The organism is Methylobacterium sp. Gmos3, from assembly GCF_056430985.1.
This window is the reverse complement of sequence record NZ_JBWJYL010000002.1, coordinates 478262-505060: the sequence shown is the minus strand read 5'-3', so window position 1 is coordinate 505060 and position 26799 is coordinate 478262. Positions and strand designations below refer to the sequence as shown.

Sequence of the window (26799 nt, the reverse complement as noted above, 5' to 3'; positions counted from 1 at the left end):
CTCGGCTTATCCCGCCAGGGCGCTGGCGACGGCGTTCTGGTCGAAACCCTTCAGGCCGATCACCACGAGGCGCCCGTCACGGGCCTCGCCCGCGCGCCACGGCCGGTCGAAATGGTGCGACACCCGGCGGCCGACGCCCTGCACCACGAGGCGCATCGGCTTGCCCTCGACTTCCACGAAGCCCTTGATCCGCAGCACGCCCTCGGTCTCGGCCGCCTTCTCGACGCGCGCGGCGAGGTCGCCCGCCGTCACGGCGGCGCGGACCGGCAGCGCCACGGTCTCGAAGTCGTCGTGGTCGTGGTCCTCGCCCTCGCCGTGATGCGAGGGGCGGTTGGCGAGGTCGTCCTCGGCCGCCGCGCCGAGGCCGAGCAGCACGCGCGGGTCGATGACGCCGTTGGCGGTCTCCACCACCTTTACGGCGCGGGGCAGATGGCCCTGCACCTCGGCCCGCACCTTGGCGAGGCCGTCGGCATCCATCAGGTCGGTCTTGTTCAGCACCACGAGGTCGGCGCAGAGGAGCTGATCCTCGAACACCTCTTCCAGCGGGTTGTCGTGATCGACGGAGGTGTCGGCCGCCCGCTGGGCGGCCAGCGCCTCCGGGTCCTCGGCGAAGGCGCCGGTCGCGATCGCCGGGCCGTCCACCACCGCCACCACGCCGTCGACGGTCACGCGCGAGCGGATCGCCGGCCACTGGAACGCCTGGACGAGGGGCTTCGGCAAAGCGAGGCCGGAGGTCTCGATCAGGATGTGCTCCGGCGGCTCGGCGCGAGAGAGCAGAGTTTCCAGCGCCGGCACGAAATCGTCCGCCACGGTGCAGCAGATGCAGCCGTTCGGCAGCTCGACGATGGAATCCTCGGTGCAGCCCTCGATGCCGCAGGCGGCGAGGAACGAGCGGTCGAAGCCGACATCGCCGAACTCGTTGACGAGGATCGCGAGCTTGCGGCCCTTCGCGTTCTCCACGACGTGGCGGACGAGGGTCGTCTTGCCGGCGCCGAGGAAGCCGGTGACGATCGTGCAGGGGATCTTGGCGACGATGGTCATTCGGCGGCCTCGGGGATGGGGGGCAGAGGGGGAAACGGCGGGATACGGGCGATCACGCCCGAGCGGAATTCCTTCGGGCGCTCCCGCCAGGGGACGATCCCGTCCGGGGTGCCGTCATACGCCTTGAGGCCGTCGAGGATGGTGGTCGCGGCAGCTTCCGCGTCGAGGTCGCCGTAGACGTAGGTCCAGCGGCCGGCCGACGCGACGGCCACCGTGCAGGGCCGCTTGCAGACCGAGAGGCATTCCACCGGCTCGACGCGCAGGCCCTCGGCCCGTCGCGCCAATTCGGCATGGAGGCGCGCCCCGGCGCGGGGGCCCTCCGGGTCGTCGCCCTCGCGCTTGCACGTGGTGCAGACGTAGAGGATCGTGCCGGCCTCAGGCATGGCGGCGCCTCGCCGGGCCGACATTCTGCCATGCCCAGCCGAAGCCGAGACCGATCATCACCCAGAACACCGCGCCGATGGCGAGGGATCGGGCCGCGAACTGCGCCGCGAGGGCGGCCGGCAGTTCCGAGGCGCCGTCGGGGGGCTGCGGCGCTCCGGCGATATGGGGCGCGACGATCAGCACGAGCCCGCCCAGGATGGCGATGAACGAGCGGCGCAGGCCGATGAGGTAGAGGCCCATCGCCGTCGCGGCGGCGGTCATCACCCACCATGCCTGCCGCGCCAGCAGCGGCGCCGCCTCCTGCCCCGGCAATTCCGGCGGCAGGCCGAGGGAGGGCGCCAGGGAGACGCTGGCGAAGCCGGCCAGCGCGAAGGCGAGGCCGGTCTGCAAGGTCGGCTCCCGGCCGCAGGCGATCAGCACCGCGCCGAGCATCAGGGCGTAGCCCACGCCGCCGACGAGGGTCGCGAGGCCGGTGAAGGCCATGCGCTGGATGCCGGGGGCGGGTTGCCATTCCGGCGCCGCATCGGGCGCCGCGTGGTCGTGGCCCGCATGGGCGAGCACGATCGGCAGGGCGGGCGGCAGGGCCTGCGCCGCGCGGCTGGGCTCCCGCTGCTCGTACTTCTCCGCCTCAATGATGAGGGGCGAGGTCAAGGCGAGTTGCAGCCCCGTGGCGACGACGGCCGCGAGGAAGCCGGCGGCCAGCGCCGCCGACAGAAGGCGAAGGATCATTCCTGGCGCGTTCGCGTCAGTGGCAGGGGAAGTTCTGGGCGTGCCGGAAATCGTGCGCCGCGTTGTGGAGCGCGATGGCCGGCGAGAAGCCCGCCATGAACACGAGGCTGAGGCCGAGGAACGCCGCCAGCGCGGCCGCCATCAGGCGCTCGTTGGCGCGGGTGGCGACGGGGGCAAAGGACGAGGACTGCGTCGTGGTCGTCATCTGGGCTCTCCAGCCGCCCCACCGGCGGCGTTGCGAAAAGTCGGGATGACGGCAGGTCTCCTGGCTCGCGGCTCGGCGCGCCCGCCGCCTTCCCGGATCGCTCCGGTGGCTGTTGGCAGACGCTCGCCGCTTACAGTTGCGGGGGCAGCCGCGGGTTCGGGCAGACCCTCACCGCGTTCCCTTTTCACCCCTCTCGGGGCACCGTCATCCGCCCTGTGTAGACGGAGTCCGTTCCCGGCACAACGGCGACGAAAGTCCGATCAGGCGGGGGCGACCACGCAATGCCGGGCCGAGCGCGCCGGCAGCATCAGGCGCAGGGTGCCCCCGGAGACCGGCTCGGGCGCACCCATCGCGGTCATCTCGGGATGGCGGGCGTCGAAGCCGTACTGCGTGAGACGGGAGGCCGGCAGGGGCCGCTCGAAGACGATCTCCACCGGCTGCGGCTCGGCCGCGCGGTTGATCGCCACGAGGTGCAGACGCCCTCCGTCGGTGCCGGCCCGGACCGTCAGCGCCTCGGGGCGCGCGGCCTCGACGGGCAGGGTGTTGTCGGGGAAGCGCCCGCCTTGGCCGTCGTAGTTCCGGTAGAGCCGGAAGGCCGTTCCGAGCCAGTCGGCGAGCGCCCCCCAATGGGCGGCGAGCAGCATGTCCGGCCGGGCGAAGCGTGCGAGGGCGTCGGCGAGGGCGAGGCCGGAGGCGAGTTGCCCCGCGCCGCCGTAATTGTACTCCGTCACGGCGATGCGGGTGCCGGGGAAGTTCGCCGCCGTCAGCCGTTCGAGGCTCGGCAGCAGCGGCAGGGCGAGGCCGCCCTCGTTCGACACTGGCAGAGCCTGAGACACCCAGCTCGCCTCGCGAAAGCCCGGCTCGGTGAGGGAGCGCGGTGCGTCGAGCAACGGCCCGGCCAGCACAGGGTCCTCCGTGCGGAACAGGTTGCCCCGCGTGCTGAATGGATACCAATGCACGTCGAGGACATCGAGCAGGCGCTTGCCTTCGCGCTCCGAGGCGAGGCGGAAGGCGTCGAGATAGGCGGCGAGGAAGCTGCCGTGGTGCCGGTAGGCGTTCCAATCGGGGGCGTTCTGCAGGTTCACCATCCCCGTGGCGCCCCAACTCGCCGGGCCGATCACCCAGGCTTCGGGATCGATGGCCTTGATCGCCCGCGCCGCCTTGATCGACCGGGCGAGCAGGTCCGCGATCCGCACGGGCGCCCGCACGATGCGCGGGTGCTGCGTCGCCCAAAGGCCGGGCTCGTTGTCGAGGATGTAGCCGCGGATGCCGGTGGCGCCGGAGGCTGGGCCGTAGCGGGCGACGAGCCGCGCCAGGAGGTGCGGGATATCGGCGACGCGCGGGTCCACGGGCGCGGAGGCCGCGCGCCGTCCCTCCCACGAGACCGGCACGAAGCGCCGGGAGGGGGCGGCTTGATCGGCCGGGACGGGTCCGTCCTTGTCCGCCGCGACGAAACTCACGAGCGGCAGGGTGACGATGCTGCGCGCGCCCATCGCCAGCGACGCGCCGTGCATCGCCGCGATCACCGCGCCGGGGACGCCGCGCTCGGCGGGGGGGAGGCCGAGGCTCTGGCTCAGGAAATCGCCGTTCGCCTGCTGCCAGTCCTTGCCGGCGTTGCAGGCATTGCTGGTCCAGTTGTAGCTCGTGGCGAAGTTGCCGCCGAAACGGCGGAGCGTGACGCCGGCCGCCCGGTCAAGCTCCGCCGAGGGCGGGCCGCCGTCGAGGGTGCCGATCTCGCCAGAGCCGTAGATCAGCGGGCTCACCGCCACCGGAGCGGCGCCGTTGCGCACCCGCACGCTCAGCGGCTCGCCGGCGCGGGACGCACCGGCCCAGATCGTCGCCCCGGCGCCCGCGAGCAGCGCCCGGCGGCTCGGCCTCACGAGACCAGTCCGGACCCGTAGAGCGAGCCCCGGAAGCGGGTCATCCAGAACACCTTGCCGAGCCCGCCGCAGGCCGCGATCCGGTGGTGGCGCGCGGCGGGCGGGTTGATCGGCTTCAGGAGCACGGCCAGCGTCCCCGAGATGATCGCCTGCGCGACGCCGACCAGCATCCAGCGGACAACCTCCACGCGGCGACGGGGATAGGCCATCTCGTGCACGAAGGTGCGGATCTGCCCGCTGAGGAAGCGGCGGCGGCGGACATAGGCCCAGTCGAGCCGGCGCGGAGGCACCCATTCGGTCACTTCGGCCCCGGCCGCCCAGCCGAAGCGGCGCCCCTCGTGGACGAGGCGCTGGAGGAACAGGCTGTCTTCGCCGCCGATGCTGTTCAGCCTCTCCTCGAACGGGCCGCCCGGACCCGCGCAGACGGAGGCCGCGAAGAGCGAGTTGTTGGTGCCGAGATAGGCGGCGCGGTGGGTGACGTCGCCGCCATCCTCGGCGGTGACGCCGCGCGCGAAGTAGGCGGCGAAGGGGCCGATCTCACGGTCGTCGTCGGCCAGCGCGCTGACGGGGCCGAACACCGCGTCGTAGCCGCCGCGCCGGGCGACGGCGAGCAACGCCGCGAGCCAGTGCGGCCCGCCTGTCTCGTCGTCGTCGATGAAGGCGATCCACTCGCCCCGCGCCGCCGCGATCCCGGCGTTGCGCGCGGTGGCGATGCCGGGCTTCGGCACCGATACGTAGCGGAGCGGCATGGGCGCGCCCTCCGCGATCCGCTCGATCAGGTCGCGGGCGTTGCCGTCGACGGAGTTGTCGACCACCACGATCTCGGCCCCCGTGTCGGGGGGCAGGTGCTGCGCGAGGATGCACCCCAGGGCGCGCTCGAGCGCCCTATGACGGTTCAGCGTGGGGATGACCACGCTGACCGCGACCGGCTCGGTTCCGGGCATACCGTCTCCGATGCTCCCTGCGAAGTTCATTAATAGATAACTGGCGTGATATAATTTGTATGTCGATGCGACTTATTCCAGCCGGAAGTAAAGTCGGCACCTGATAACGTGAGATCAATACCGCATTTGCGCGTAAATTTCTCCGGGAATGGTAAACGAATGCCGGTCTCGGGTGGCCATCGGGCCAAGATCGCCTTTGTCGGCTGCGGGTATGTCGCGGATATGTACCGGCAATGCCTCGATTTGCATGCCGACGGTCTCGACTTGGCAGGGGTTTACGACCGCGATTCGGAACGGCTTTCGGCCTTCGTCCGCACCTGGGGCGACAGGGCCTACGGCTCGCTGGCCGAGTTGCTGGCCGAGCCGGATGTCATCGTCGTGAACCTCACCGACCCGGAGAACCACGCCCCCGTCACCCGCGCGGCCATCGCGGCGGGGCGGCACGTCTATTCGGAGAAGCCCCTGGGCCTGACGCTGACCGAGGCGCGGAGCCTGAAGGAGGCTGCGGCCTCGGCCGGGCTGCGCCTCGCCGCCGCGCCGAGCAACGTCCTCGGCGAGCAGGCGCAGACGCTCTGGCGCGCGGTGAGCAATGGCGCGGTCGGGCGGGTGCGGCTCATCTACGCCGAACTCGACGACGGCATGGTCCACAAGGCCGATTACCGGAACTGGATCAGCCGCAGCGGGCGGCGCTGGCCGGCGGAAGGCGAATTCGAGACCGGCTGCACCTTCGAACATGCGGGCTACGTCGTCACGCTCCTCGTGGCGATGTTCGGGCCGGTGCGGCGGGTCACCGCCTACGCCTCCCTGCTGGTCCCGGACAAGGAATGCGACCACCCGGTGCATCCGGCGCCGGATTTCTCCTGCGGCCTGCTGGAGTTCGACGGCGGCATCGTCGCGCGGGTCACGAACTCCATCGTCGCGCCCTACGACCACCGCCTGCGGATCGTGGGCGACCGGGGCGTCTTGCAGGTGGAGGAGCCGTGGGATTTCGCCGGCCCCGTCCGCCTGAAGCGCACGGCGACGAGCCGCCTCGACCGCTTCCTGGAACGACGCTTCCCCGTAAGACGGGGCCGGGTGGTGCCGGCGGCCCGCCCCGTGCCGTTCCGGGCGGGGCGCGGGCGGCCGCCGATGGATTTCATGCGCGGCATCCGTGATTTCGCGGACGCCATCGCGTCCGGCGCGCCGGGCCGGATGGATGCGGATCTCGCGGTCCACATCACCGAAGTCACCGAGATGTTGCAGCACCCCGAACGCTTCCCGCGCCCGGCGATGGTCTCGTCCGCGCCCGGGGCGATGCGGCCAATGGAATGGGCGGTCTGACGACCCGCGAGAGGACTCGACCCGTGGATAGCGCGAACCCGCCGACCCTGATCACCCTGTCCTTCTCGGGGGATTTCGATTGCTGCCGCCTGCTCTGCGAGACGGCCGACCGCTTCGCCCCCGCCGGAGCGGCACATCTGCTCGCCGTGCCGGCGGCGGATATGGCGCTGTTCCGTCCGCTGGCCGGCGGACGCCGGGCGCTGGTGCCGCAGGAGGAGTTGCTGCCGCGCTGGCTGCGCAAGCTCCCCCTGCCGGGGCCGGACTGGCGGCGGCGCCTGCGGCTGCCCCGGCGCAACGTCTACGTCTCGTTCAAGGGGCGCCCCGTCCGGGGCTGGATCGCCCAGCAGATCATGAAGCTCAACGCCGCCGCCGGGGCCGCCACCGACACCGTGCTTCACCTCGACAGCGATACCGCCTTCGTGCGCGCGCTCTCCGCCGAGGCGCTGGCGAAGGACGGGCTGTTGCGGCTGGCGCGCTTTCCCGGCGCGGCGGACGATGCCATGCACGCGCCCTGGCACCGCTCGGCCTCGACCCTGCTCGGCCTGCGGCCGACGGATTACCACGGGGCCGACTACATCGATCAGTTCGTGACGTGGCGCCGGGCCAACGTGCGCGGTCTGCTGGAGCGGATCGGCGAGGTCACGGGCCGCGATCCCATCGAGGCCCTGGCCGCGACCCGCGATTTCTCCGAATACATTCTCTACGGCGTCTATTGCGAGCACGTGCTCGGCCTCGCCGCCTCCGGCCATGCCGGCGCGGAGGAGAGCCTGTGTGAGACGGTCTGGTCCGAGGGCGGCGGCATCCCCGAGGTCCGGCCGGGCCGCTATGGGCTCGGCATCCAATCGACCATCCCGCTCTCGTGGGATGCCCGGCGGACGATCGTCGGGCAGGCCATCGCGCGGGGCTGACCCCGGTTCCGCGCGACCGAACCTGCTGGGGGACCTCAGCGGGTCTTGCGGCGATAATCCCGGACGAGCTGGAAGATGCGGGGTCCGTCGATCAGGTAGCGCCGGCCGAGCCTCTTGGGTTCGCAGGCGAGGCGGAACAGCCATTCGAGGTTGAGCATCCGGAAGAGCGTGGGCGCCCGGCGGCGGTCGCCCACCAGGAAGTCGAGGCCGGCGCCGATGCAGAGGCCGACCCCCGTCGCGATGCCCCGGCGGGCGAGGGCGTTGGCCAGGAGTTCCTGCTGCGGCGAGCCCACCGCCAGCAGAACGAAGCGCGCCGGCTTCGCCTCGATCGCCTCGACGGTGGCCGCGAGCTTGGCCGGGTCCTTGCGCAGGCCCATGGGCGGGCGGATCTGCTCGACACGCGTCAACCCGCACAAGTCCGCCACGGTTTCCGCCAGCCCCTCGCCGCCGCCGACGATGAGGATCGGCGAGTCGGCGGTGAGCTTCGGATGGGTGAGGAGCGCGGCGACGAGGTCTGAGCCCGGCACGGGGGGAAGGTCGGTGCCGCAGCTCCGCGCCAGCAGGGCGAGGATGCGGCTGTCGTTGATGCACAGCCACGCCTCCCGATAGAGGCGGGCGATCCCCGGTTCGTCCGCGATCCGCACCATGTGATCGACGTTCGGCGTCACGAGGTAGCGGAAGCTCTGCCCCGGCGGCACCGCGAGCAGGGTCTGCAGCGTGGAGTCGAGGTCGAGCCGATGGAAGGGGAGGTCGAGGAAGTCCGTGCGCGGTCCGGCAATCGATGGGAAAAAGGCCGGTTCGGCTGTGGTCGCCATGGCTCGTCCCTCGCTCACGCTACTCTTGTCCTGAAACAGGGCGATCCGTCCCATTCTGGGCCGGGGCGGCGCCGCTTTCCGCGTTCGCTGCACGGATCGGGCCGAGGGATTCCGCCAATCCGTCCGCCAGCCGGACCGCCGGGCGGAAGCCGAGTTCGGCGCGGGCGCGGGCCGTGTCGTACTGGGCGGCCCGCGCGAACAGCCGGAGCTCGCCCGACGCGGGGACGAGGCGCAGGGCGCGCGGCACGGGCACGCGCAACTTCGCCAGCGCCTTGGCCGGCAGGGCGAGGGCGCGGAGCCACGCGAGCCTCCCCGGCGGCAGCGGGCGCGGCGGCTTCGGTCCGGCGAGCATGGCGAAATAGGCGTTCCAGGTCGGCGTGTCGGGCCCGACGAGGTTGGCGGCGATCAGGCCCTTGCCCGGTCCGGTGAGGGCGGCGAGGGCGCAGCGGATCGCCTCCGCGACGTCGGAGATGTGGATCAGGGCCGCCACGCCCTGTCCGCGCGGGCCGAGGTCCCCCAGCGCCCCGGCGCGGAGCGCAGCGGCGGGCCGCTCGACCCAGAGGTCGCTCCCGCGCCCGTAGACGATGCCCGGACGCAGGATCGCCACCCGACGCCCCGGCCGCGCCGCGACCCAGGCGCGGAGCATCGCCTCGCAGGCGCGCTTGGCGGCGCAATAGGGATCGTCGGGCGCCGCGAGAGTCGGCGGCGCGTCGGGTTCGCCGACCCGTCCCTCCGAAGGGCCGTAGACGGCGATGGAACTGAGATGGACGATGCGGTCGATGCCCCCCCGGTCGGCCGCGGCGAGGAGGTTGCGCAACTGGCCGGGCATGGCGGCGGCGGAGCGACCGCCCGCATGGACGATGGCGGACGCCCCGGCGAGGGCGGCGTCGAGGCTGCGCGGCGCGTCGAGGTCGCAGCGCACGCTGCCCTCGTCCGAATTGCGCCCATCGGGCAGGCGGTGGAGCCCGGCCCGGACGGGCAGGCCCGACTCCCGCAGCCGCCCGACCGTGGCCCTGCCGATGAATCCCCCCGCGCCGGTGACGAGGATCGGGCCGGTCATCGCGCGTCGGCCAGGGCCGTCCGCCCGAGGAGGGGGCGGATCCGCTCCACGAGGGAATCGAAGCTCGCGCGGCTGATGAGGAACAGCAGCGGGATATAGATGATCACCCCGGCGGGGATGGCGACGAGCAGGGCGAGCACCTGCCCGTGCGATTCCGCGATGCGGATGCCGAGCCACGCGACGATCACCGCCATCGCGGCCGCCGCGAGCCACACGCCCGAGAGCCGCCGCAGCAGCGGCCAGGGCGAGAGCCCGATCCGAGGGCCGTTGACGAGCACGGTGGTGACGGTCAGCGCGAGATCGCCGGCGAGCCGCGCGAGGCCGATCGTGGCCGGGTGCATCCCCACCGTCGCCACCAGGGCGGCGGCCAGCGTCACGAGGGCGACGACGTAGGACAGGAGCACGCTCTGCGGGCGACCGCTCGCGGACAGCGCGGTCTGCACCACCTGGGAGGGCAGGGCGAGGAGGCCGCCCGCCGCCAGCGCCGCCGCGATGGGTTCGGCCGTGGTCCAGCCCGGCCCGGCCATGAGCGGTACGACGAGGGGACTGACGGCGGCGAGACCCATCATGGTCGGCGCCACGAGGGCCGAGGTCTCGCGGGCCACTTCGGCCGCCGCCTCGCCGACATTCTCCCGGGACAGGGCGCTTCCCCTGAAGTGTGGGAAGCAGAGGTTGTGCGTGACCGCGACGATGGCACCGCGCACCGGCTCGATGAGCCGCATGGCGATGTTGAGGTAGCCGAGCACGGTGAGCCCGAACAGCGCGCCGACGAGGGTGTTGTAGACGACGTAGGTCGCGTTCTCGACGACGCGGGAGGCCAGCACCAGCCCGGCAAAGCGGTTGAACCGGCGCAGGCGCCCGAAGGACCAGCTCGGCGCGACCCGCAGGCCCAGCATCCAGAACAGGCTCGCCGCGCTCGCGAAGACGAGGACGATGCGCAGGCTCACCAGGGCCCAGATCCCGGCCCCGGCGAAGCCGAGCCCGATGGCGACCACCGCGCCCGCGACATGGCCGAAGATGCTCGATGCGTTGATGACGTAGAACGCCTTCCGCCGCCGCGCGACGGCGGTCGCCATCGTCATCGGTCCCTGGGCCAGGAGGAGGACGCCGGTGCTCGGCAGGAGCAGGTGGAGATCGTGGCGCTGGTAGATGTGATCGAGCAGGAGGCCCACCGGCACGCAGAGGGCGAGGAAGGCGAGGGCGGCCACGGTCGAGAGGCCGAGCACGGCCCCGAGGTCCGACCGGCGGACGACCTTCGCCTGCGTCAGCGCCTCTTCGTAGGGCGTGCCCACCGCCATGGAAAAGGCGGTGACGATGGAGAGCGTCAGCGCGGTGGCGCCGAAATCCCCCGGCGGGAGCAGGCGGGCGAGGAAGGCGGTCGTGGCGGACAGGATGACGAGCCGGCCCGCCGCGTCGGCGAGCCCCGCTCCGATCCAGCCGCCGATCCGGCGGATCGTCATGTCGGCTCCCGGCGGAACGCCAGCAGGCTGATGAGGATCGAGACGTTGGCGAGCACCTGCCCGCGCATCCAGAGGCTCGATTCCGTGGCGTTGTGGACGAGCACCACCAGCGCGATCACCAGGAAGGTCGCCGCCGCCACCGCATCGGCGCGCAGGACGCTGCGGGAGAACAGCTTCCGCGCGAGCGCCAGGATGGTCAGGACCTGTGCCAGCACCGCGAAGATCAGCGCGGGGGCGCCGCCCTGGAGCCGCAGGTCGAGATAGCCGTTATGCGCTTCGTTGATGACCACGTCGGCCCGCTCTCCGATCTTCAGGGTGGCGAGCCAGGAGCCGGGTGGCGCGCGCAGCAAGGGATCGTTGGCATCGCCCACGTCCCAGAATGAACCGAACCCATAGCCGGTCCAGGGCCGGCGCGCGATCTCCGAGGCCGCGAAGTCCCAGATCTGGGTGCGGCCGGTGAAGCTCGAATCGTTTCCGGGGGTGAGCAGGCCGACGAAATCGCCCCCGAAGGCCGTGACGCCGAGATAGGTCACGCCCACCGCTCCCACGGCCATCAGCGTGAGGAACAGGGCGGCGGCGGGGCCGAGGCGGCGCAGCACCAGCATGCAGGGCAGGAGCCCGACGCCGAGCAGTGCCAGCATCATCGAAGTCTTGCTCTTGGTGAGGATGAGGAAGCCCACCGCCGCGAGGAAGAAGGCGAGCCCGGCGGCGATCCGGCGCGGGGTCGGACGCATCAACGCCCAGCCGACGCTGACGATCACGGCCAGCATCGCTACGAGGCCGGCGACGTTCTTCTGCTGGTGGTATCCGCGCACGCCGATCTCGGTGAAGGCGAAGGCCGGGTTGAGGGCGGTGACGGCGAGGTCGCCCGCGATCACCACGACGAGGATGCCGGCCATCAGGCCGAGGATCCGGCGCAGCGGCCCGATCCCCGCCGCGATGGCGAGGGTGATGAGGCACAGGAACACCATCACCATCACGCGCCGCACGGCGATGTCCGGGAAGGCGGCCCAGGAGACGCTGGCGCAGAACCAGCCGAGCACCAGCCAGACCGGCCAGGAGCGCATCACCAGGGGCAGCACGATCCGTCGCCGCCGCACGATCTCGATCAGGGCGAGCCCTGTCATCGCGAGCACCGCGAGGCGCTCGGTGGAGTTGCCGTCGCCGGAGGTGATGGCGCTGGCATCCGACATCGGCATCACGCCGATGAACATGTAGGCCAGGAAGGCGAGGGTGAGGGCAACGGGCAGGGCCCGCAGGAACCAGGGCGCGCGGCGGCTGCCGGTGGGACGCGTCTCGGCGAGGGCCGAAAGGCCCTGCGCCTGGGTCAGGCTCGGAAGCGCGGTCGTCAACGGAAACGCGCGCTCACGCCAGCGCCCCCTTCTCGCCGGCCAGGGCGAAACGCTGGGGCAGGGGCCGCGAGCGGGCCGGGGCCGGCACGACAGGATCGGCACCCGAGACCACGAACAGCGCGCCCGCAATCTTGTCGGCGCTCGACAGGAGGGCCGCGCGCAGATCCTCGATCCGCTCGGCGGTGGCGACGCCGGCCTCGGCGATGATGACGATGGCCGTGGCGGTGGCCGCCGAGCGGCGCAGGCGCGTCTCGTCCTGGCCCTCGCCGCCGTCGATCACGACGCAATCGTAGCCCTCGTCGGGGTCCGGGACGGCATCCGGGCTTACCCGCTCGCTCGCTGCCGTGGCGCAGAAGGGCGGATAGCCCTCCACGGTGCAGGACACGACGCCTGCATGCGGATCGCGCGGGATCATCCAGGTCAGCCGGCCGGAGCGGGCATCGCCATCGACCAGCAGCGCCCGGCGCCCGCGCGCCGCCTGCGCCAGGACGAGGTTCTGGGCGATGATGGTGGAGATCGGGCCGTCCGAGGCGGAGACGATCAGCAGGCGCACCTGCCCGTGCTCGGCGGCCTCGTCGAGGTAGTCCGCGAGGCGGGTGAGGATCCGTGCCGAGGGCGATCCGCGCGCTCCTGCGAGCACGGCCACGGTCTCGCTCGCCTCCCGCAGGCGCTTGCGCGACAGGGGCAGCGTGCCGAGGACCGGGATGCCCGTGCGGGCGGTGAGCCGTTCGGCCGAGTGCAGGCGTCCGCCGCGGCGGTCGAAGAGGATCGCGCCGCCGGAACCCGCCAGCAGCCCGAGGAGACCGGCGGCGGCGAGCACCAGGGCCGGCGAGAGGTCGGCCGATTGCGGATCGGGCTTCGAGGCCCCGACCAGCGACACGTTCGAGGTGCCGACGCTTTCCTGTTCGAGGAGTTCGCGCTCGCGGCCCAGCGTCTTCTCGTAGACGGAGCGCTGCGCCAGGGCCTCGCGCTCCAACTGGCGCAGGGTCACGAGGGCGGTGTTGGTGCGCGATGTATCGGCCTCGGCGCGGGCGAGGTCGCGTTCCAGGGCGGATTCGCGGTTGCGGGCGGCTGCGAGTTCGCTGCGCAGCGAGGATTGCAGGCGCCCGGTCTCGCGGCTGATGGCGGCGCGCAGGGAGCGGACCTGCGCATCGACCTCCACCGCCGCCGGATGGCGCGGTCCCAAAGTGGCGCGCAGGTTGTCCTGCTGGCGCACGACCTCGGCGAGGTTCAGACGCAACTGCGAGAGGGTGGTCGATTCCACCGTGTCGGCCCCGGCGCCGTCGGAGGGCGTGGCGCTGCGGCCTTCGAGGGCCGCCACCCGCGAGGCGGCGGCGCGAGTCTGCGCCTTGGCGGCGAGGAGCTGCGAGTTCAACTCGGCGATGCGCGCGGCGTTGAGGCTGCGCCCGTCCTGATCGACCACGCCGATCTCGCGCTTGTACTTTTCCACCGCCTGCTCGGCGGCGATGACGTGCTCGCCCTGGCCCTTGAGGGTCGCGCCGATGGCGTCGCGCGCCTTGACCACCACTTCCTTCCGGCGGTGCTCGGTGTCGTCCACGAAGGCCTGCCCGATCGCGGTCGCGAGGCGGGCCGCCTTGACCGGATCGTTCGCGCGCACCGTCAGGTTCACGACGAAGCTCTTGCCCTCGCGCTGGAAGGTGGTCTGCTTGCTGAGGATCTTGCTCGCGACGTCGACGGGATCGGCCGTGGGTGCGGCACTCGACAGGCCGAGCATGGCCTTGATCCGCGCGCCGAGGCCCGGCCGCGCCATGTAGGCCGGATCCTCGGTGAGGTGGAGGCGCTTCACGACCTCCTGCAGCACCGCATCGAAATGGAGGAAGCGCGACTGGGTTTCGATCACCGCGTCGTTCACATCCGCCGAGGGCGGCTGCGGCACGAGCTCGTTGCTGACGACGTTCAGCCCGCGCGGATCGAGCAGCACCTGCGCCGTGCCGAGATAGTTCGGTGTGCGCAGCACGATGATCGGCGTGGCGAGCGCGATGGCGCCGACGACGCACAGGGTGATCCCGAGGGCGTGGCGGCGCATCGACGCCACCGCCTCGCGGATCTCCAGGCGGAACGCATCCCACTCGTCGGTCTCGGCAGCATAGGTGCTGCGAGGGCTTTGACGTTCGATCAACTGCATCGACCGGCTTTCCCCGATATCGCGGCGTCCCGCACCCCGACGATGCAAGACGCTGCCCAGCCCGTTCTGCCCCGTTCCGGGACGAAACCGACCCGAGCCGTCATGCCGGCGGGTGCGTGACCCGTATCGACTGTTTCGTAACGCGCGGTCGCTCGTCCTGAGTTAAAACGACCATCGAAGTCGATGCCGCGTTTGTTCTCAGCGTTAATATTGTCTTCGTTGAGACGAAAAACGGCGACGATTGACTAAGTTCTGCCGTGCGGGCTCACGAAGTCGCGGCGGGTGCGAGCGAGGCCGCCTCCGTCCGGTAGAGGGGGTAGAGCCTCCGCCACAGGAGCTTGCCGGCAATGCCGGCTGCACGGATGGCGAGGCTGCGCCCCGGCGCGTCCCGTCGGAGCATGGCGAGGGCCGTCAGCGGGAGCAGGCCGACCTGCACCAGCGACTTCGCGGTCATGATGCCCTCGTCCCGCAGGGGGGTCGGGCTCGTGCGGATCAGCGTCGCGGCATAGGCTTGACCGCCCGCGAAATGCCGGCGGACGAGATAGCCGGTGCCGCAGCGGTGCCGGGGCACGAAATCGGTGGCCCGCGCCTCCGGCAGCCATCCGAACCGGCGCCCGTCGCGGGCGAGGCGGCAGAACAGGTGCAGGTCCTCGCCGCCGCATTCCCCGAAAGACGGATCGAACGGCTCGGCCGCCGCCGGCATCGCCGCCCGGCGGATCACGCTGTTGGCGGTCGAAAGCACGAAGCTCTGCGAGGCCGGACGGCCGATGGCGAACAGGTCGTGCCCGGCCGCCTGCCCGCCCTGGCGGGTGAACAGGGTGCGGGAGGCGGGCGTCACCGCGCCGGGATCCTCGAAATGCGGGGTGATCGGCCCGAAGAACGCGTCGTGGGGCAAGCGGTCAAGCCCGTCGATTACCGCCGCCAGCCAGCCGGGCTCCGCTTGCTGATCGTCGTCGAGGAAGGCCAGCGCCTCGCCCCGGCTCGCCCGGCAACCGGCATTGCGGGCGACCGAGATGTTGGCCGGGTGAGCCGTCAGATAGCGCATCGGCAGGGGCGCGCCCTGGGCCAGCGCCTCGACCACCGGCCGGGCGGTCTCTCCGTCGCTGTTGTCGACGACGACGATCTCGACATTCCCGTTCCCGGCGCCGCGTTGCGCGATCAGGGAACGAAGGAGGGCGCCGAGCAGCGCCGGCCGCTCATAGGTGCAGATCACCACGCTGAGCCGCATCGCAAGTCCTCCGGCGAGGAGATGCGTCTATCGCGAAAAGCTCACCAAACGGTGTGAGCGGAACATCAGTTTCCGGTATCGGCGCGGTCGGTTTCCAGCTGCTGCAGCAACTCGGCCAGGCGCGGGTCGATGGGCTCGTCGATCACGGGATCGTAGAGCGCGCGAAGCTCCCGCCCGAGCCGGCGACGGGTGAATTCGTCAAGGAGGGGCGCTTGCGCCTGAATCGGAACGGTCTTGAGCGTAAAGGCTCCGGCGCGGCGCGTGGTCTCGGACATCATCAACAGATCGGACTCGCTATGTTCAACGGCAAGCGCATTCGGCCAATTTTGCGCAATAGCGCGAAGCTGCCCAGCGCGAAATGCTTGTCGGCTAATTTCCTACGATCACGATCTCTCGAACTTGAGGCGCGAGCCCGCGCGCGGCAAGGTGGCGGCGAGGAGATACCCGTCCGAGCATGACCGAAAAGCGCATCTTGATCACGGGCGTCGCCGGCTTCGTCGGCCATCACGTCGCATACCGCCTGCTCGGGGAGGGGCGGGCCGTGACCGGCCTCGACAACGTCAACGCGTATTACGACACCGCTCTGAAGGAGGCGCGCCTGCGCCGACTTCCGTCCGAGCGCTTCACGTTCCACCGCACCGATCTAACGGACCTGCCGGCCCTCGAATCCCTGTTCCGGGAAGGGCGCTTCACCACCGTGATCCACCTCGCCGCCCAGGCGGGTGTCCGCTACTCGCTGACCGCCCCGCACGCCTATGCCGCGAGCAATCTCACCGGCTTCCTCAACGTGCTCGAATGCTGCCGCCACCATGAGGTGGGGCATCTGATCTACGCCTCGTCCAGCTCCGTCTACGGTGCGGTGACGGCGATGCCGTTCTCGATTCACCAGAACGTGGACCACCCCGTCAGCCTCTACGCGGCGACGAAGAAGGCCAACGAGCTGATGGCCCACAGCTACAGCCACCTCTACCGGATCCCGACGACGGGCTTGCGGTTCTTCACCGTCTACGGCCCGTGGGGTCGGCCGGACATGGCCCTCTACCTGTTCACCAAGGCCATCCTGGCGGGCGAACCCATCCCGGTCTTCAACGAGGGCCGGATGCGGAGGGACTTCACCTATATCGACGACGTGGTCGAGGCGATCGTGCGCCTCATCGATCGCCCGGCCTCCGCCAATCCTGCGTGGGATGGGCGCGCGCCCGATCCCGGCACCAGCCTCGCGCCCTACCGGCTCTACAACATCGGCAATTCCGAACCCGCCGATCTGATGGGGATGATCGGGCTGCTGGAGAAAAAACTCGGGCGCAAGGCGGTGCTGGACCTGCGGCCGATGCAGCCGGGCGACGTGCCGGAGACCTATGCCGACGTCACCGACCTCGCCGAGGATGTCGGCTTCTCGCCCGCGACGGCCCTCGAAACCGGCATCGACCGGTTCGTGGAATGGTACCGCGCGTATCACCGAGCTTGACGGAAGCGCCCGGGGCGCCTCCGGTGGCGCCGCAACGGCTGCTGGCGAGGCGCGGGATATGGGTGGTCGCAGGATCGCGGTGATCGGGCTCGGCTATGTCGGCCTGCCGGTCGCGGTGGCCTTCGCCAAGGCGGGGTTCGAGACGCTGGGCTTCGACATCGACCCGGCCCGCGTCGCCGAGATCGCCGCCGGCCGGGACCGCACCGGAGAGGTGCCCGAGGCCGACCTGCCGGCCTTGAGGGTCAGCGCCGTGCCCGACGACCTTCGGGATCGCGACTTCTTCATCGTCACGGTGCCCACCCCGATCACGGCGGCGCGCAGCCCCGATCTTCGGGCGCTCGAAGCCGCCTCGCGCCTCGTCGGCGAAGCGCTCGCGCCCGGCGCCATCGTGGTGTTCGAGTCGACGGTCTATCCCGGCGTCACCGAGGACGTCTGCGCCCCGATCCTCGAAGCGGCGTCGGGCCTGACGGCCGGGACGGATTTCGGCCTCGGCTACTCGCCGGAGCGGATCAATCCGGGGGACCGGGAGCATCGCCTCGACAGCGTGATGAAGGTCGTCGCGGCCAGCGACCCGGCGAGCCTCGACATCGTGGCGCGGACCTACGGCGCCGTCGCCCTGGCGGGGGTGCATCGCGCGCCCACCATCCGCGTCGCGGAGGCCGCGAAGGTGATCGAGAACGTCCAGCGCGACGTGAACATCGCCCTGATGAACGAGCTCGCCCTGATCTTCGCGAAGATCGGCCTCGATACCGGCGACGTGCTCGCCGCCGCCCGGACCAAGTGGAACTTCCTGCCCTTCCGCCCCGGCCTCGTCGGCGGCCACTGCATTGGGGTCGATCCGTATTACCTCACCCACCGCGCGCAGGAGGCGGGGCACCACCCCGAACTCGTCCTCGCCGGGCGGCGGATCAACGAATCCATGGCGCCCCACGTGGTCGAGACCTGTATCCGCCGCCTGTTGCGGCGGGGACGGCCGGCGCCCCGCGTCACCGTGCTGGGTGTGACCTTCAAGGAGGACATCCCCGACATCCGCAACAGCCGCGCGGCGGATGTGGTGCGGGGGCTCGCCGCGTTCGGGGTCGCGGTGCAGGCCGCCGACCCCATGGCCGACGGGCGTGCGGTTCGGGACGAGCACGGCTTCGCGCTCACGCCCCTCGACGCCCTCGAGCCCGCCGACGCGGTGATCCTCGCGGTCCCTCACCGGGTGCTGCGCGAGAACGGCTGGGGCGGCATCGTCCCGCTGCTGGCGGAGGGCAGGGGAGACGTCCTCGACGTGACCGGCGCCCTCGACCGCGCCACCGCGCCCCCCGGCATCAATCTCTGGCGGTTGTGATCCGCTAGAGCGGTTTCGGTTTGATCCGGATCACCCGCTTCACCGTCTTTGCGAGCGACAGCGAAGCAATCCAGGGCAGCGGGACCTGAATGGATGTGGCGGATCCCTGGGTTGCTTCGCTTTGCTCGCAAAGACGGGAGACGCAGCATGATCCGGGTTTTCCCGAAAACGCGCTAGTCCGCCGTTGTGGGCGGAGCGAAGCGATCCAATGCGGCGGGCTGGTCCCGGATGGGGTGTCTCCCTGGCTTGCTGCGCTCCGCTCGCAAGGACGGCCAGGGTTCGCGGGGCCGGAGCGACCGTTCGGTCAGGACGGCGGACGGGCCGCGTTCGTGACCGGCGGCAGCGAGTTCGGGCTGTGCAGCACGATGAGGAGGCTCCCCACCACCGAGAGCCCCAGTGCGATGCAGAATAGGATGAAGATCCAGCGCGGCATCCGCGAGCCCTAGCACGGATCGGTGCGATGGTGCGTTGCACCGCATTTTAATCCGTCCCGCTTGCGGCGATTCGTGACGGATAGGGAGAAAAGACGCATCCTCCGGCATCCTTGGGGCGTTGCCAGCATTGAGCGTATCAGCTTAGACCTGTTCCAGTCGCGACGGGTATGACCCGCGCGCCGGCCTAAGCCGTAACCAGGAGGAAATTCATGCGTCAGCTCGTTCTCGGTGCCATCCTCGCCGCCATGATCCCCCTGTCGGCCCAGGCTCAAGAGGCCGGCGATGTGGCAGCCGGTGAGAAGGCGTTCGCGCCGTGCAAGGCGTGCCACAACTTCCAGAAGAACGGCGTCGGGCCGGACCTGAAGGGCGTCGTCGGCCGCAAGGCGGGCACCTACGAGGGCTACAACTACTCGGCCGCCCTCAAGAACTCGGGCATCACCTGGGACGAGGCCAACCTGCACGAGTGGCTGAAGAACCCGAAGGCGAAGGTGCCGGGCACCAAGATGATCTTCCAGGGCTACCCGGACGACAAGAAGGTCAGCGACGTCATCGCCTACCTCAAGAGCCAGTCGTAAGGCGTTCTGTGCCCGGCCCCTGCGGCCGGGCTTCGTCATGACAGGCCCGGCCTCCTCGGCCGGGCTTTTTACTGTGCGTTTCAGACATCCGGTCGGAGAGTGGCCTCGGCCCGATGGTCAGGACGGATCGTTGCCGCGCAGCCCGTCCCGAAGCATCACCAGCTCCTGCAGCAGGTCCTTCCGGCCCTTCATGTCGAAGCCGGTCATGCCGCCGGCCTCGTCCGGGATGCAGGCCAGGGTGCCGCGCAGGCGCTCGCCGGCCTCGGTGAGGAAGATGCTCACCTGCCGCTCGTCCGGCCGGTCGCGGGCGCGCCGGACCCGGCCCGAGGCTTCCAGCCGCTTCAGCAGGGGCGTCAACGTGCCGGAGTCGAGGAAGAGCTTCTCGCCGATCTCCTTCACGGTCAGCCCGTCTTCCTCCCACAGCACCATCAGCACGAGGTACTGCGGGTAGGTGAGGTCGTGGCGCCCGAGCAGGTTGCGGTAGGCCCGCCCGAAGGCATGGGCCGCTGCGTAGACCGCGAAGCAGAGCTGATTGTCGAGACGCTGCGACTCGTTGAGGCCGGCTTCCCGTCCTTCCGTGTCAAACTCGCCCTCGGTCGATGTCGCGCCTTTGCGCTGTGTGGCGGGCCCCGCCATTCCGTCTACCTCTCGAACATCCGCGACGGCGCGCCGTCCAGCCTTAGAGTCGATATCTAGACATTTAGGTGCGCTGGCACAATGAATTCAATTGCGGTTCATGCCGCATCCGACGGGTTGTCCATCAAGGGATGCAGATCTCGGACCATCGCCTTCAAGCGGTCGTCCAGCACATGTGTGTAGATCTGCGTGGTTGAGATGTCCGCGTGGCCCAGCAATTCCTGGACGATGCGCAGATCCGCGCCGTTATGGAGCAGGTGGCTCGCGAAGGCATGGCGCAACACGTGCGGGCTGATCGTATCCACCCGCAGCCCGGCGGCGGCGGCGGCGTCCTTCAGGTCGCGGGCGAAGGCCTGGCGGGTCAGGTGGCCGCTCTCGCTGTCGGCGGGGAACAGCCAGGGGCTTTCCTCCGGCACCGCGGGCAGATGCGCGGCCATGGCGGCCCGCGCGGCCTCCGTCAGCGGCACCATGCGCTCGCGACCGCCCTTGCCCTTCACCATGAGGATCCGCGCGTCGCTGCTGGCGGCCGAGCGCGGCAGGGCCACGAGTTCCGACACGCGCAGGCCCGTCGCGTAGAGCAATTCGAGCAGGCAGGCCATCCGCCGCGCCCGCCGGGCGGGACCCGGCGCTTGGTCTGGGAGGGACGCGGCCTGCTGCGCCCCCGCGAGCAAGCGGTCCACCTCCGCGACCGAGAGCACCTTCGGCAGGGGGCGGCCCTTGCGCGGACCCGAGACCGGAGCGCTCGGATCGGCCTTGGCCATCCCCTCCGCGTACAGGAACTTGTGGAAGCCGCGCACGCAGGACAGGCGCCGGGCGGCGGTCGAGGCCGAAAGGCCCCGCGTTTCCAATTCGACCATGAAGGCGCGAAGCGCAGCGGTATCGACGGCCTCGATGTCGAGCCCGGCGCGCGCGAGGTAGGCGAGATAGTCCGTCAGGTCCCGCCGGTACGCCTCGATGGTGTTGGCACCCGCGCCGCGCTCGGCCGCCAGCATCTCAAGGTAGTCGCCGACCTCCGGCGGAAGCCGTCCCGCCGTCCCGCTCACCGGGGGGGCTGGAGCTTCGAGGCGGGGATGGAGACGGACATCTCCCGCGGGGTCGGCTTCACGAAGGTCGCCAGAGCGAACATGCCGGCGAAGACGAGCCCGGCGAGGATCGCGATGGTGGCGAAGAAACGGAACAGGGTCGGCACGTCGGTCGATCCTCGGGGCGGACGGGCGCGGGGTCGGGAAGGCCGACAAGGGCCGCCCTGCTGAGCCGCATCGGACCGCCGGGTTCCACCATGTGAACGCGGCGCTGACAAGGCCGGCGGCGCCACAGACTTCCCACGAACGGCGTGTTTCGCGCTGACCGTGAAACGCGCTAAGAGCCACCCGCAGGGTGCGGCACGTAGGGCCGCAGCCGGGTCGCCGTGGGGGGCGATCCGGTGTCGGTATCGAGTAGAATGTCTGTTGTGGGTCCGATGAACGAAACGGAGGCCGGCGAGCCTATCGAAGCGCGGCTGCGGCGGGGCCTCGGGCTCCGGTCGATCGTGCTCGTCGGTTTGATGGGCGCGGGCAAGAGCACGGTGGGCCGCCGCCTCGCGAGCCGGCTGGGCCTGCTGTTCAAGGACGCGGACAACGAGATCGAGGCCGCCGCCGGCCTCACCATCCCCGACATCTTCTCCATCTACGGCGAGCCGAGCTTTCGCGATGGCGAGGAGCGGGTGATCGCCCGCCTGCTGCGCGCCGGCCCGCTGGTGCTCGCCACGGGCGGCGGCGCCTTCCTGCGCGAGTCCACGCGCGAGCGCGTGCGCGAGCGGGGCGTTTCCGTGTGGCTCAAGGCGGATCTCGACGTGCTGATGCGCCGGGTGCGCAAGCGCGGCAACCGCCCCCTGCTCCAGACCGAGGATCCCGAGGCGACGATGCGGGCGCTGATGGAGATACGCCACCCGGTCTATGCCGAGGCGGACGTGGTGGTCATCTCCCGCGACGTGTCGCATGACCGCGTCGTGGACGACGTGATGGAATCCCTCGTCGCCTTTCTCGATCCGCCGCCCGCCCTGGCGGCCCAGTGAGCCGCCAGCCGTGACCGAACCGCTTTCCGTCTATGTCGCCCTCGACGGCGGACGCGATTACGACATCCTGATCGGGCGCGGCCTCGTGGCGGAGGCCGGCGCCCGCCTCGCGGCGCTCGGCGCCAAGGCGGCCGGCATCGTCACCGATGCGAATGTCGGCGCCCTCTACGCCCAAGACCTGAAGGCCAGCCTGGAAGCCGCCGGGCTGCGGGCGGGCACCGTCACCGTGCCGCCGGGCGAGGCGTCGAAATCCTACGCGCGCTTCGCCGAGGTCTGCGACGGGCTCCTTGCCTTGAAGATCGAGCGCAACGATCTCGTCGTGGCCCTCGGCGGCGGCGTGGTGGGCGACCTCGCGGGCTTCGCCGCCGCGAGCCTGCGCCGGGGCGTGCGCTTCGTGCAGGTGCCGACGAGCCTCCTCGCTCAGGTCGATTCCTCGGTCGGCGGCAAGACCGGCATCAACTCGCCGCTTGGCAAGAACCTGATCGGCGCCTTCCATCAGCCGCGCCTCGTGCTGGCCGATACGGCGAGCCTCGACACCCTGTCCGAGCGCGAGATGCGCGCCGGCTATGCCGAGGTCGCGAAATACGGGCTCATCGCAGACGAGGGCTTCTTCGCGTGGTGCGAGGCCAATTGGCGGGGCATCTTCTCCGGCGGGCCGGAGCGGGACGAGGCGGTCGCCGCCTGCTGCCGCGCCAAGGCGGGCGTGGTGATCCGCGACGAGCGCGAGGATGGCGAGCGCGCCCTCCTCAACCTCGGCCACACGTTCGGCCACGCGCTGGAGCGGATCACCGGCTATTCCTCGGAACGTCTCGTCCACGGCGAGGGCGTCGCCATCGGCCTTGCCCTGGCCTTCCGCTTCTCGGCCCGGCTCGGTCTGTGCGGGGGGCAGGAGGCGGGGCGGGTGGCGAACCATCTGGCGCTCGCCGGTCTTCCCACCCGCCTCCAGCAGGTGCCGGGCGGCAGCGGCGACGCGGAGGCGATCCTCGACGCCATGGCGCAGGACAAGAAGGTCCGCGACGGCGCGCTCACGTTCATCCTCGCCCGGGGCATCGGCAAGAGCTTCATCGCGCCGGGCGTCGACCGCGCGGCGGTGCGCGCCTTCCTCGAAGACGAGTTGGCGGCGCAGTGAGGCGTCCGCGCGTCTTGCTTTGAGCCGGACGGGGAGCTATGAGCGTTCCCGCGTCCGAGCCCTGGGTTCGGCCGGTTGCCGGTGTAGCTCAGTGGTAGAGCAGCGCTTTCGTAAAGCGAAGGTCGGGGGTTCAAATCCCTCCTCCGGCACCACCTCTTCCCCGATCCAATCCTCTTTCGCGCCGGGTATCTTCGCCGGGCGGATCGTTTGGCGAGAGGCAGTGGGGTTCCGCCTCTCGTCGTCTCAGCGTCGGCTGCAGCCGACGACCACGCTTCAACCGTAGAAAGCGAAATCGCTCGCAGCCAGATGCTTGCCGTTCAGCGAGTGGACCAGGATTTCATAATCCTGGCCAGTCGACGCCGAGTGGATCTTGTAGACGTCGATGCTGTCCGGCCCACCCGAAGCGGGGGCGCGGCTGGTTTCGTAGGTGAGCGTGCTTCCGCTTCCGAAGCCGTTCAGGGCCAGGAAGTCGTTGTTCGTGGGGCTGTAGCCGCCCGCGCCCTGGAAATCGGTGATGTATTTCGAGATGCCGCCATAGGCGGTTTCGCCACCGAAATCCTTGGCCCGCAGGATGAACGTGTCGCTGCCGTCGCCCCCGTGGAATTGCTGGTAGTCCTTGTAGGCGGCGCCGCTCGCGTAGCCGCTCTGCAGCTTGTCGTTCAGACCGTGCCCGTTGTCGCTCACCTTGCTGATCGTGTTCGGCGTCAGATCCTGGTCGCCGAAGATGATCCCGCCCGAGGAGGAGGGCGGGGCGGTGTTCGATACGGTCAAGTCGACCTGCGCGGTGGAGGTCAGGCCGGCCTTGTCGGCGATCGTATAGGTGAAGGTGTCCGTCCCGACGAAGGAGGCATCCGGCGTGTAGACGAAGGTGCCGTCGCCGTTCGACTTAAGGGTCCCGTGCAGCTTGCTGGCGTCGAAGCTCTTGAGCGTGAAGGAATCGCCCTGATCCGGATCGAAGTCGTTCGCGAGCACGCTCGCCGTCGTGAACGCCTTGCCCTTCGTCGTCACGAAGCCCGCACCGGAATCACCGACCGCGACGGGCGCATCGTTCTGGTTTGAATCGACCACGACCTTCGACGTGATGTTGAAGCCGGCGAAGAAGATGTTGTCGTCGTTCGACGGGTTCAGCGTGTCGACCTTGATGACGGTATCGCCGGCTTTGACGAACGGCGTGCTGCTCTGGCCGTTGCCCAGCGCGAGGTTGTACAGCTCGTCGTCGGTGCGGAAGCCGGCGCTGTCGTTGGCCGTCGGATCCGTCGGATTGGTCGGGCTGTCGCCGATGCCGCCGATCGTGATGAGGCCGCCGTTGTTGCTCACGCCGTCATCCTGTCCGCCGGCGGACGAGGTCAGCGGTCGGCCGTTGACGTTGATGGTCGAGTACTGCCCGCTCGGTTGGAAGCCGAAGCCGATGCCCAACGACATCTGCGCGGAGAAGTTCGCATCGGGGTTCAGCGGCGTGCCGAAGTTCAGCGTGAAGTTGTCGCCGCTCGAGGCACTGAACCCGTCGAGAAGGGAAATCGTCCGGTTAGTCTCGTTGGGGTTCGAATACACGATCACCAGCGCGTATCCGTCCACGGAGTTGTTGCCGACGATGTTGCCAACGTTGAACGCATACCCGTTCGCGCTTCCGCTCCCGACGATTTGGCTGACGAAGGACGTCACATCCGCCCGGTGAGCTTCGAGGAAGCCGTTGGCACCGAGGTCGGTGAAGTCGGACACCGAGACCGAGCTGCTTCCCGATGACAGGGTAACGCTGCCGGCGGGCTGGCTGGCGTCGAAGGTCGACTCATACAGGAACGCCTTCTCGATGCGCGATCCGGTCGGAACGAGCGCGTCGATCTCGCCACCACCGGTTGCGCTCCCGCTGGTCGCATCGAGCGACCAGTTTCCCTTGCCGACAAATGTATAGGATCCCGACAGTGACATGGCTCAGTCCCCTCTCTTACTTAAGTACTGAAATTTGATTCGCTCGATACTCTTTTCGTTGCTGGCTCGGCCGAGCGAATGCGCGCGAATCTGTCGAACTTTGGACAATTGGTTAACTAAGCCGCAATTGTTGTCAAACACGGCCGGCCGCAAGACTGCTCAGCACGGCAACGAAGATCCGTATGAACTGAGGAATAAACCGAGCCAACTATATTACGTTCAAGGAAAGTGCACTTTATAAATCGATCTCGAACTCGATGGTTGAGCTTGGACGATGTTCGGGGAATTTCGTTTGAATAAGGTATGGAAATATATTTTGCCGCTGAAGATTCGGCGAGTAGACTTGGCGAGGGGCCAAGATCGACGTTGAACCACCGCCACGATGGGCCCTGTTATTTTTGAAGAGCGGCAGTGTTCGGTCCTGACCGGTCGCCGCCGAATCCACCGAAGCTGCGGCAATGTAATTTTTTGAAACAATTTGTCAGCGAGTCCCGGCCAGGAATCGGCCGAGCGCGCCTGTGTGGATTGCGGCGGAAAACAGGCTCAAGACCCGTCTCGCCCAGAAACCGTCCAGTTGCGTCCCGGATCGACCACAACCCTGCCCTGAATTCGCCGGTCCCATTACGCTGATTCATCCTCGTGGGATCCGCCCGTTTGCCGACGTTCAGGCGATTCGCCGACGCGGTGCTGCGGCAGCCCATCCGTGACGAGGAGCATGGGCGCACCGATGACCGACCGCACGCAGCCCGCCGCCGGCCGACTGAAGGGCCGCCGCCGTTCCTGCCTGCCGCCGCTTGGCCTCCTCACGGCCGTGGTGGCGCTCGCCGCCCTCGGCCACGGCCGGGTCGCCGACCTTCCCGTGCCGCGCGCCGAGGAGCGGATCGCCTTGCGGTTGCCCGAGGCCGAGACGGCTCAGGAGCAGATCCAGGCGCAAGCGGCGCCGATCCCATCCGAAGACATGCTCGATCCGTGGCACACGGACCTCGCCGGCAAGCTCTCGCGCTGGGCCTGGACGGCCCCCGCCGGGGAAGAGATGCCCGCACCGACGCCCCCCGCGGCCGGGGCGAGCCCGCCACGGACGGCCATGACGGTGCCGCTGCCGGTGCCGCGTCCGCCGGAACTGCGCGGTACGGCGCCCCGCCGCGCCAGTCGCGCGCCCATTCGCCAGGAGGCTGCCCTACCGGCTCAGCCGGCGCCGGAGGACAATCGATCCTTCTTCGAAAAGCTGTTCGGCGTGGAATCCTCGCCGGCCCGCGCCTACACGGCGCTAGAGACCAAGCCGGCCGACCTTACCCCGCGCCCGCGCCTGAGCCCGCCGCTGGCCCCGCCTTCGGGTGACGGCGGCACGGCGACCTACGATATCTCCGCGCGGATCGTGACGCTGCCGAACGGCGAGAAGCTCGAAGCCCATTCCGGCCTCGGCGAGATCATGGACGATCCCCGCCACGTCAACGTCCGGATGCGCGGGGCGACGCCCCCCGGCATCTACACCCTGACCGAGCGCGAGCAGCTTTTCCACGGGGTGCGGGCGATCCGCCTGACCCCGGTCGGCGGGGCGGACGCGGTCTATGGCCGGGTCGGGCTGCTGGCCCACACCTTCATGCTCGGTCCGACGGGCGCCTCGAATGGCTGCGTCTCGTTCCGGGATTACAACCGCTTCCTCGATTCGTACCTGCGCGGCGAAATCCGCCAGCTCGTCGTCGTCGCCGGATCGGGTGCCGCGCCGCCGAACCTCGCTGCGTCCGGTGCCATGCAGATGGCGCGCAACTGAGC

General features: G+C 70.0%; 26 protein-coding genes, 1 tRNA gene and 1 riboswitch. Of the genes, 9 read left to right on the top strand and 18 right to left on the bottom strand.

Annotation, left to right across the window (positions count from 1 at the left end):
• Positions 1 to 6: 6 nt before the first annotated feature.
• The 6 genes from cobW to ACS5Q7_RS05930 all read right to left on the bottom strand — a co-directional run bounded on the left by cobW (position 7) and on the right by ACS5Q7_RS05930 (position 5183).
• A complete protein-coding gene (gene cobW, locus ACS5Q7_RS05955; protein ID WP_478338490.1) occupies positions 7 to 1041 on the bottom strand; it encodes a cobalamin biosynthesis protein CobW in 1035 nt (344 codons plus the stop codon).
• Positions 1038 to 1424, bottom strand: coding sequence for a DUF1636 domain-containing protein (locus tag ACS5Q7_RS05950; RefSeq protein WP_478338489.1), 387 nt, complete (start codon positions 1422 to 1424; stop codon positions 1038 to 1040). The genes cobW and ACS5Q7_RS05950 overlap by 4 nt, the downstream gene beginning before the upstream one ends.
• Entirely contained in the window at positions 1417 to 2154 is a 738-nt protein-coding gene (locus ACS5Q7_RS05945) for a CbtA family protein (protein ID WP_478338488.1), read from the bottom strand. Before ACS5Q7_RS05945 ends, ACS5Q7_RS05950 begins: the two co-directional genes overlap by 8 nt.
• 16 nt (positions 2155 to 2170) lie before the next feature.
• Positions 2171 to 2359, bottom strand: coding sequence for a CbtB domain-containing protein (locus ACS5Q7_RS05940; RefSeq protein ID WP_478338487.1), 189 nt, complete (start codon positions 2357 to 2359; stop codon positions 2171 to 2173).
• Between the two features lie 33 nt (positions 2360 to 2392).
• Positions 2393 to 2580, bottom strand: a riboswitch (cobalamin riboswitch).
• A 39-nt stretch (positions 2581 to 2619) separates the two neighbouring features.
• Complete coding sequence (locus tag ACS5Q7_RS05935) at positions 2620 to 4239, bottom strand: glycoside hydrolase family 44 protein (RefSeq protein WP_478338486.1); 1620 nt, start codon at positions 4237 to 4239, stop codon at positions 2620 to 2622.
• A complete protein-coding gene (locus ACS5Q7_RS05930) occupies positions 4236 to 5183 on the bottom strand; it encodes a glycosyltransferase family 2 protein (RefSeq protein WP_478338485.1) in 948 nt (315 codons plus the stop codon). The genes ACS5Q7_RS05935 and ACS5Q7_RS05930 overlap by 4 nt, the downstream gene beginning before the upstream one ends.
• 159 nt (positions 5184 to 5342) lie before the next feature.
• On the opposite strand from ACS5Q7_RS05930, the gene ACS5Q7_RS05925 reads away from it, so the two are divergent.
• On the top strand, positions 5343 to 6503 hold the full coding sequence (locus tag ACS5Q7_RS05925) for a Gfo/Idh/MocA family protein (protein ID WP_478338484.1): 1161 nt from the start codon (positions 5343 to 5345) through the stop codon (positions 6501 to 6503).
• A 23-nt stretch (positions 6504 to 6526) separates the two neighbouring features.
• The gene (locus tag ACS5Q7_RS05920; RefSeq protein WP_478338483.1) at positions 6527 to 7411 is read left to right on the top strand and encodes a DUF6492 family protein; all 885 of its coding nucleotides are present in this window, start codon (positions 6527 to 6529) and stop codon (positions 7409 to 7411) included.
• Between the two features lie 35 nt (positions 7412 to 7446).
• Here ACS5Q7_RS05920 and ACS5Q7_RS05915 read toward each other — a convergent pair whose 3' ends face one another.
• The 7 genes from ACS5Q7_RS05915 to ACS5Q7_RS05885 all read right to left on the bottom strand — a co-directional run bounded on the left by ACS5Q7_RS05915 (position 7447) and on the right by ACS5Q7_RS05885 (position 15750).
• A complete protein-coding gene (locus ACS5Q7_RS05915) occupies positions 7447 to 8226 on the bottom strand; it encodes a WecB/TagA/CpsF family glycosyltransferase (protein ID WP_478338482.1) in 780 nt (259 codons plus the stop codon).
• Positions 8227 to 8245: 19 nt separating this feature from the next.
• On the bottom strand, positions 8246 to 9286 hold the full coding sequence (locus ACS5Q7_RS05910) for an NAD-dependent epimerase/dehydratase family protein (protein ID WP_478338481.1): 1041 nt from the start codon (positions 9284 to 9286) through the stop codon (positions 8246 to 8248).
• Positions 9283 to 10746 carry an oligosaccharide flippase family protein gene (locus ACS5Q7_RS05905; protein WP_478338480.1) on the bottom strand — a complete coding sequence of 488 codons (1464 nt, stop codon included), beginning with the start codon at positions 10744 to 10746 and terminating at the stop codon, positions 9283 to 9285. Before ACS5Q7_RS05905 ends, ACS5Q7_RS05910 begins: the two co-directional genes overlap by 4 nt.
• Positions 10743 to 12098 (bottom strand): O-antigen ligase family protein, encoded by a 1356-nt coding sequence (locus ACS5Q7_RS05900; RefSeq protein ID WP_478338479.1) that lies wholly within the window; start codon positions 12096 to 12098, stop codon positions 10743 to 10745. Before ACS5Q7_RS05900 ends, ACS5Q7_RS05905 begins: the two co-directional genes overlap by 4 nt.
• 13 nt (positions 12099 to 12111) lie before the next feature.
• Entirely contained in the window at positions 12112 to 14244 is a 2133-nt protein-coding gene (locus ACS5Q7_RS05895) for a hypothetical protein (RefSeq protein ID WP_478338478.1), read from the bottom strand.
• Positions 14245 to 14509: 265 nt separating this feature from the next.
• Positions 14510 to 15472 (bottom strand): glycosyltransferase family 2 protein, encoded by a 963-nt coding sequence (locus ACS5Q7_RS05890; protein ID WP_478338477.1) that lies wholly within the window; start codon positions 15470 to 15472, stop codon positions 14510 to 14512.
• 65 nt (positions 15473 to 15537) lie between these two features.
• The gene (locus ACS5Q7_RS05885) at positions 15538 to 15750 is read right to left on the bottom strand and encodes a NepR family anti-sigma factor (RefSeq protein WP_478338476.1); all 213 of its coding nucleotides are present in this window, start codon (positions 15748 to 15750) and stop codon (positions 15538 to 15540) included.
• A 176-nt stretch (positions 15751 to 15926) separates the two neighbouring features.
• Between ACS5Q7_RS05885 and ACS5Q7_RS05880 the strand changes: the two genes are divergently transcribed.
• Positions 15927 to 16940, top strand: a complete 1014-nt coding sequence (locus tag ACS5Q7_RS05880) for an NAD-dependent epimerase (RefSeq protein WP_478338475.1) — start codon at positions 15927 to 15929, stop codon at positions 16938 to 16940.
• Between the two features lie 58 nt (positions 16941 to 16998).
• A complete protein-coding gene (locus ACS5Q7_RS05875; protein WP_478338474.1) occupies positions 16999 to 18273 on the top strand; it encodes a nucleotide sugar dehydrogenase in 1275 nt (424 codons plus the stop codon).
• 304 nt (positions 18274 to 18577) lie between these two features.
• Here ACS5Q7_RS05875 and ACS5Q7_RS05870 read toward each other — a convergent pair whose 3' ends face one another.
• Positions 18578 to 18706, bottom strand: coding sequence for a hypothetical protein (locus tag ACS5Q7_RS05870; protein ID WP_478338473.1), 129 nt, complete (start codon positions 18704 to 18706; stop codon positions 18578 to 18580).
• Between the two features lie 210 nt (positions 18707 to 18916).
• On the opposite strand from ACS5Q7_RS05870, the gene ACS5Q7_RS05865 reads away from it, so the two are divergent.
• Positions 18917 to 19282: a c-type cytochrome gene (locus ACS5Q7_RS05865; RefSeq protein ID WP_478338472.1), complete on the top strand. Its 366-nt coding sequence runs from the start codon at positions 18917 to 18919 to the stop codon at positions 19280 to 19282.
• A gap of 117 nt (positions 19283 to 19399) precedes the next feature.
• On the opposite strand, the gene ACS5Q7_RS05860 is transcribed toward ACS5Q7_RS05865, so the two are convergent.
• The 3 genes from ACS5Q7_RS05860 to ACS5Q7_RS05850 form a co-directional block, all read right to left on the bottom strand.
• Positions 19400 to 19918 (bottom strand): MarR family winged helix-turn-helix transcriptional regulator, encoded by a 519-nt coding sequence (locus ACS5Q7_RS05860; RefSeq protein WP_478338471.1) that lies wholly within the window; start codon positions 19916 to 19918, stop codon positions 19400 to 19402.
• A 98-nt stretch (positions 19919 to 20016) separates the two neighbouring features.
• Complete coding sequence (locus ACS5Q7_RS05855; RefSeq protein ID WP_478338470.1) at positions 20017 to 20961, bottom strand: site-specific tyrosine recombinase XerD; 945 nt, start codon at positions 20959 to 20961, stop codon at positions 20017 to 20019.
• Entirely contained in the window at positions 20958 to 21107 is a 150-nt protein-coding gene (locus tag ACS5Q7_RS05850) for a histidine kinase (RefSeq protein ID WP_478338469.1), read from the bottom strand. The genes ACS5Q7_RS05855 and ACS5Q7_RS05850 overlap by 4 nt, the downstream gene beginning before the upstream one ends.
• A 270-nt stretch (positions 21108 to 21377) precedes the next feature.
• Here ACS5Q7_RS05850 and ACS5Q7_RS05845 point away from each other — a divergent pair, with 270 nt between their 5' ends.
• The 3 genes from ACS5Q7_RS05845 (at position 21378) to ACS5Q7_RS05835 (ending at position 23252) form a co-directional block, all read left to right on the top strand.
• Positions 21378 to 21971, top strand: a complete 594-nt coding sequence (locus ACS5Q7_RS05845; RefSeq protein ID WP_478338468.1) for a shikimate kinase — start codon at positions 21378 to 21380, stop codon at positions 21969 to 21971.
• Between the two features lie 10 nt (positions 21972 to 21981).
• The gene (aroB, locus tag ACS5Q7_RS05840; RefSeq protein ID WP_478338467.1) at positions 21982 to 23100 is read left to right on the top strand and encodes a 3-dehydroquinate synthase; all 1119 of its coding nucleotides are present in this window, start codon (positions 21982 to 21984) and stop codon (positions 23098 to 23100) included.
• Positions 23101 to 23177: 77 nt separating this feature from the next.
• A tRNA-Thr gene (locus ACS5Q7_RS05835) sits at positions 23178 to 23252 on the top strand.
• Between the two features lie 121 nt (positions 23253 to 23373).
• Here the strand turns inward: ACS5Q7_RS05835 and ACS5Q7_RS05830 are convergent.
• The gene (locus tag ACS5Q7_RS05830) at positions 23374 to 25026 is read right to left on the bottom strand and encodes an Ig-like domain-containing protein (protein WP_478338466.1); all 1653 of its coding nucleotides are present in this window, start codon (positions 25024 to 25026) and stop codon (positions 23374 to 23376) included.
• A 727-nt stretch (positions 25027 to 25753) separates the two neighbouring features.
• On the opposite strand from ACS5Q7_RS05830, the gene ACS5Q7_RS05825 reads away from it, so the two are divergent.
• On the top strand, positions 25754 to 26797 hold the full coding sequence (locus ACS5Q7_RS05825) for a DUF2778 domain-containing protein (protein WP_478338465.1): 1044 nt from the start codon (positions 25754 to 25756) through the stop codon (positions 26795 to 26797).
• Positions 26798 to 26799 lie beyond the last annotated feature (2 nt).

Excerpts from the sequence above, each read along its gene's own strand:
- cobW (WP_478338490.1), bottom strand. The coding sequence starts at position 1,041 with ATGACCATCGTCGCCAAGATCCCCTGCACGATCGTCACCGGCTTCCTC.
- ACS5Q7_RS05950 (WP_478338489.1), bottom strand. The coding sequence starts at position 1,424 with ATGCCTGAGGCCGGCACGATCCTCTACGTCTGCACCACGTGCAAGCGC.
- ACS5Q7_RS05945 (WP_478338488.1), bottom strand. The coding sequence starts at position 2,154 with ATGATCCTTCGCCTTCTGTCGGCGGCGCTGGCCGCCGGCTTCCTCGCG.
- ACS5Q7_RS05940 (WP_478338487.1), bottom strand. The coding sequence starts at position 2,359 with ATGACGACCACGACGCAGTCCTCGTCCTTTGCCCCCGTCGCCACCCGC.
- ACS5Q7_RS05930 (WP_478338485.1), bottom strand. The coding sequence starts at position 5,183 with ATGCCCGGAACCGAGCCGGTCGCGGTCAGCGTGGTCATCCCCACGCTG.
- ACS5Q7_RS05925 (WP_478338484.1), top strand. The coding sequence starts at position 5,343 with ATGCCGGTCTCGGGTGGCCATCGGGCCAAGATCGCCTTTGTCGGCTGC.
- ACS5Q7_RS05915 (WP_478338482.1), bottom strand. The coding sequence starts at position 8,226 with ATGGCGACCACAGCCGAACCGGCCTTTTTCCCATCGATTGCCGGACCG.
- ACS5Q7_RS05910 (WP_478338481.1), bottom strand. The coding sequence starts at position 9,286 with ATGACCGGCCCGATCCTCGTCACCGGCGCGGGGGGATTCATCGGCAGG.
- ACS5Q7_RS05905 (WP_478338480.1), bottom strand. The coding sequence starts at position 10,746 with ATGACGATCCGCCGGATCGGCGGCTGGATCGGAGCGGGGCTCGCCGAC.
- ACS5Q7_RS05895 (WP_478338478.1), bottom strand. The coding sequence starts at position 14,244 with ATGCAGTTGATCGAACGTCAAAGCCCTCGCAGCACCTATGCTGCCGAG.
- ACS5Q7_RS05890 (WP_478338477.1), bottom strand. The coding sequence starts at position 15,472 with ATGCGGCTCAGCGTGGTGATCTGCACCTATGAGCGGCCGGCGCTGCTC.
- ACS5Q7_RS05885 (WP_478338476.1), bottom strand. The coding sequence starts at position 15,750 with ATGATGTCCGAGACCACGCGCCGCGCCGGAGCCTTTACGCTCAAGACC.
- ACS5Q7_RS05880 (WP_478338475.1), top strand. The coding sequence starts at position 15,927 with ATGACCGAAAAGCGCATCTTGATCACGGGCGTCGCCGGCTTCGTCGGC.
- ACS5Q7_RS05875 (WP_478338474.1), top strand. The coding sequence starts at position 16,999 with ATGGGTGGTCGCAGGATCGCGGTGATCGGGCTCGGCTATGTCGGCCTG.
- ACS5Q7_RS05870 (WP_478338473.1), bottom strand. The coding sequence starts at position 18,706 with ATGCCGCGCTGGATCTTCATCCTATTCTGCATCGCACTGGGGCTCTCG.
- ACS5Q7_RS05865 (WP_478338472.1), top strand. The coding sequence starts at position 18,917 with ATGCGTCAGCTCGTTCTCGGTGCCATCCTCGCCGCCATGATCCCCCTG.
- ACS5Q7_RS05860 (WP_478338471.1), bottom strand. The coding sequence starts at position 19,918 with ATGGCGGGGCCCGCCACACAGCGCAAAGGCGCGACATCGACCGAGGGC.
- ACS5Q7_RS05845 (WP_478338468.1), top strand. The coding sequence starts at position 21,378 with ATGAACGAAACGGAGGCCGGCGAGCCTATCGAAGCGCGGCTGCGGCGG.
- ACS5Q7_RS05830 (WP_478338466.1), bottom strand. The coding sequence starts at position 25,026 with ATGTCACTGTCGGGATCCTATACATTTGTCGGCAAGGGAAACTGGTCG.
- ACS5Q7_RS05825 (WP_478338465.1), top strand. The coding sequence starts at position 25,754 with ATGACCGACCGCACGCAGCCCGCCGCCGGCCGACTGAAGGGCCGCCGC.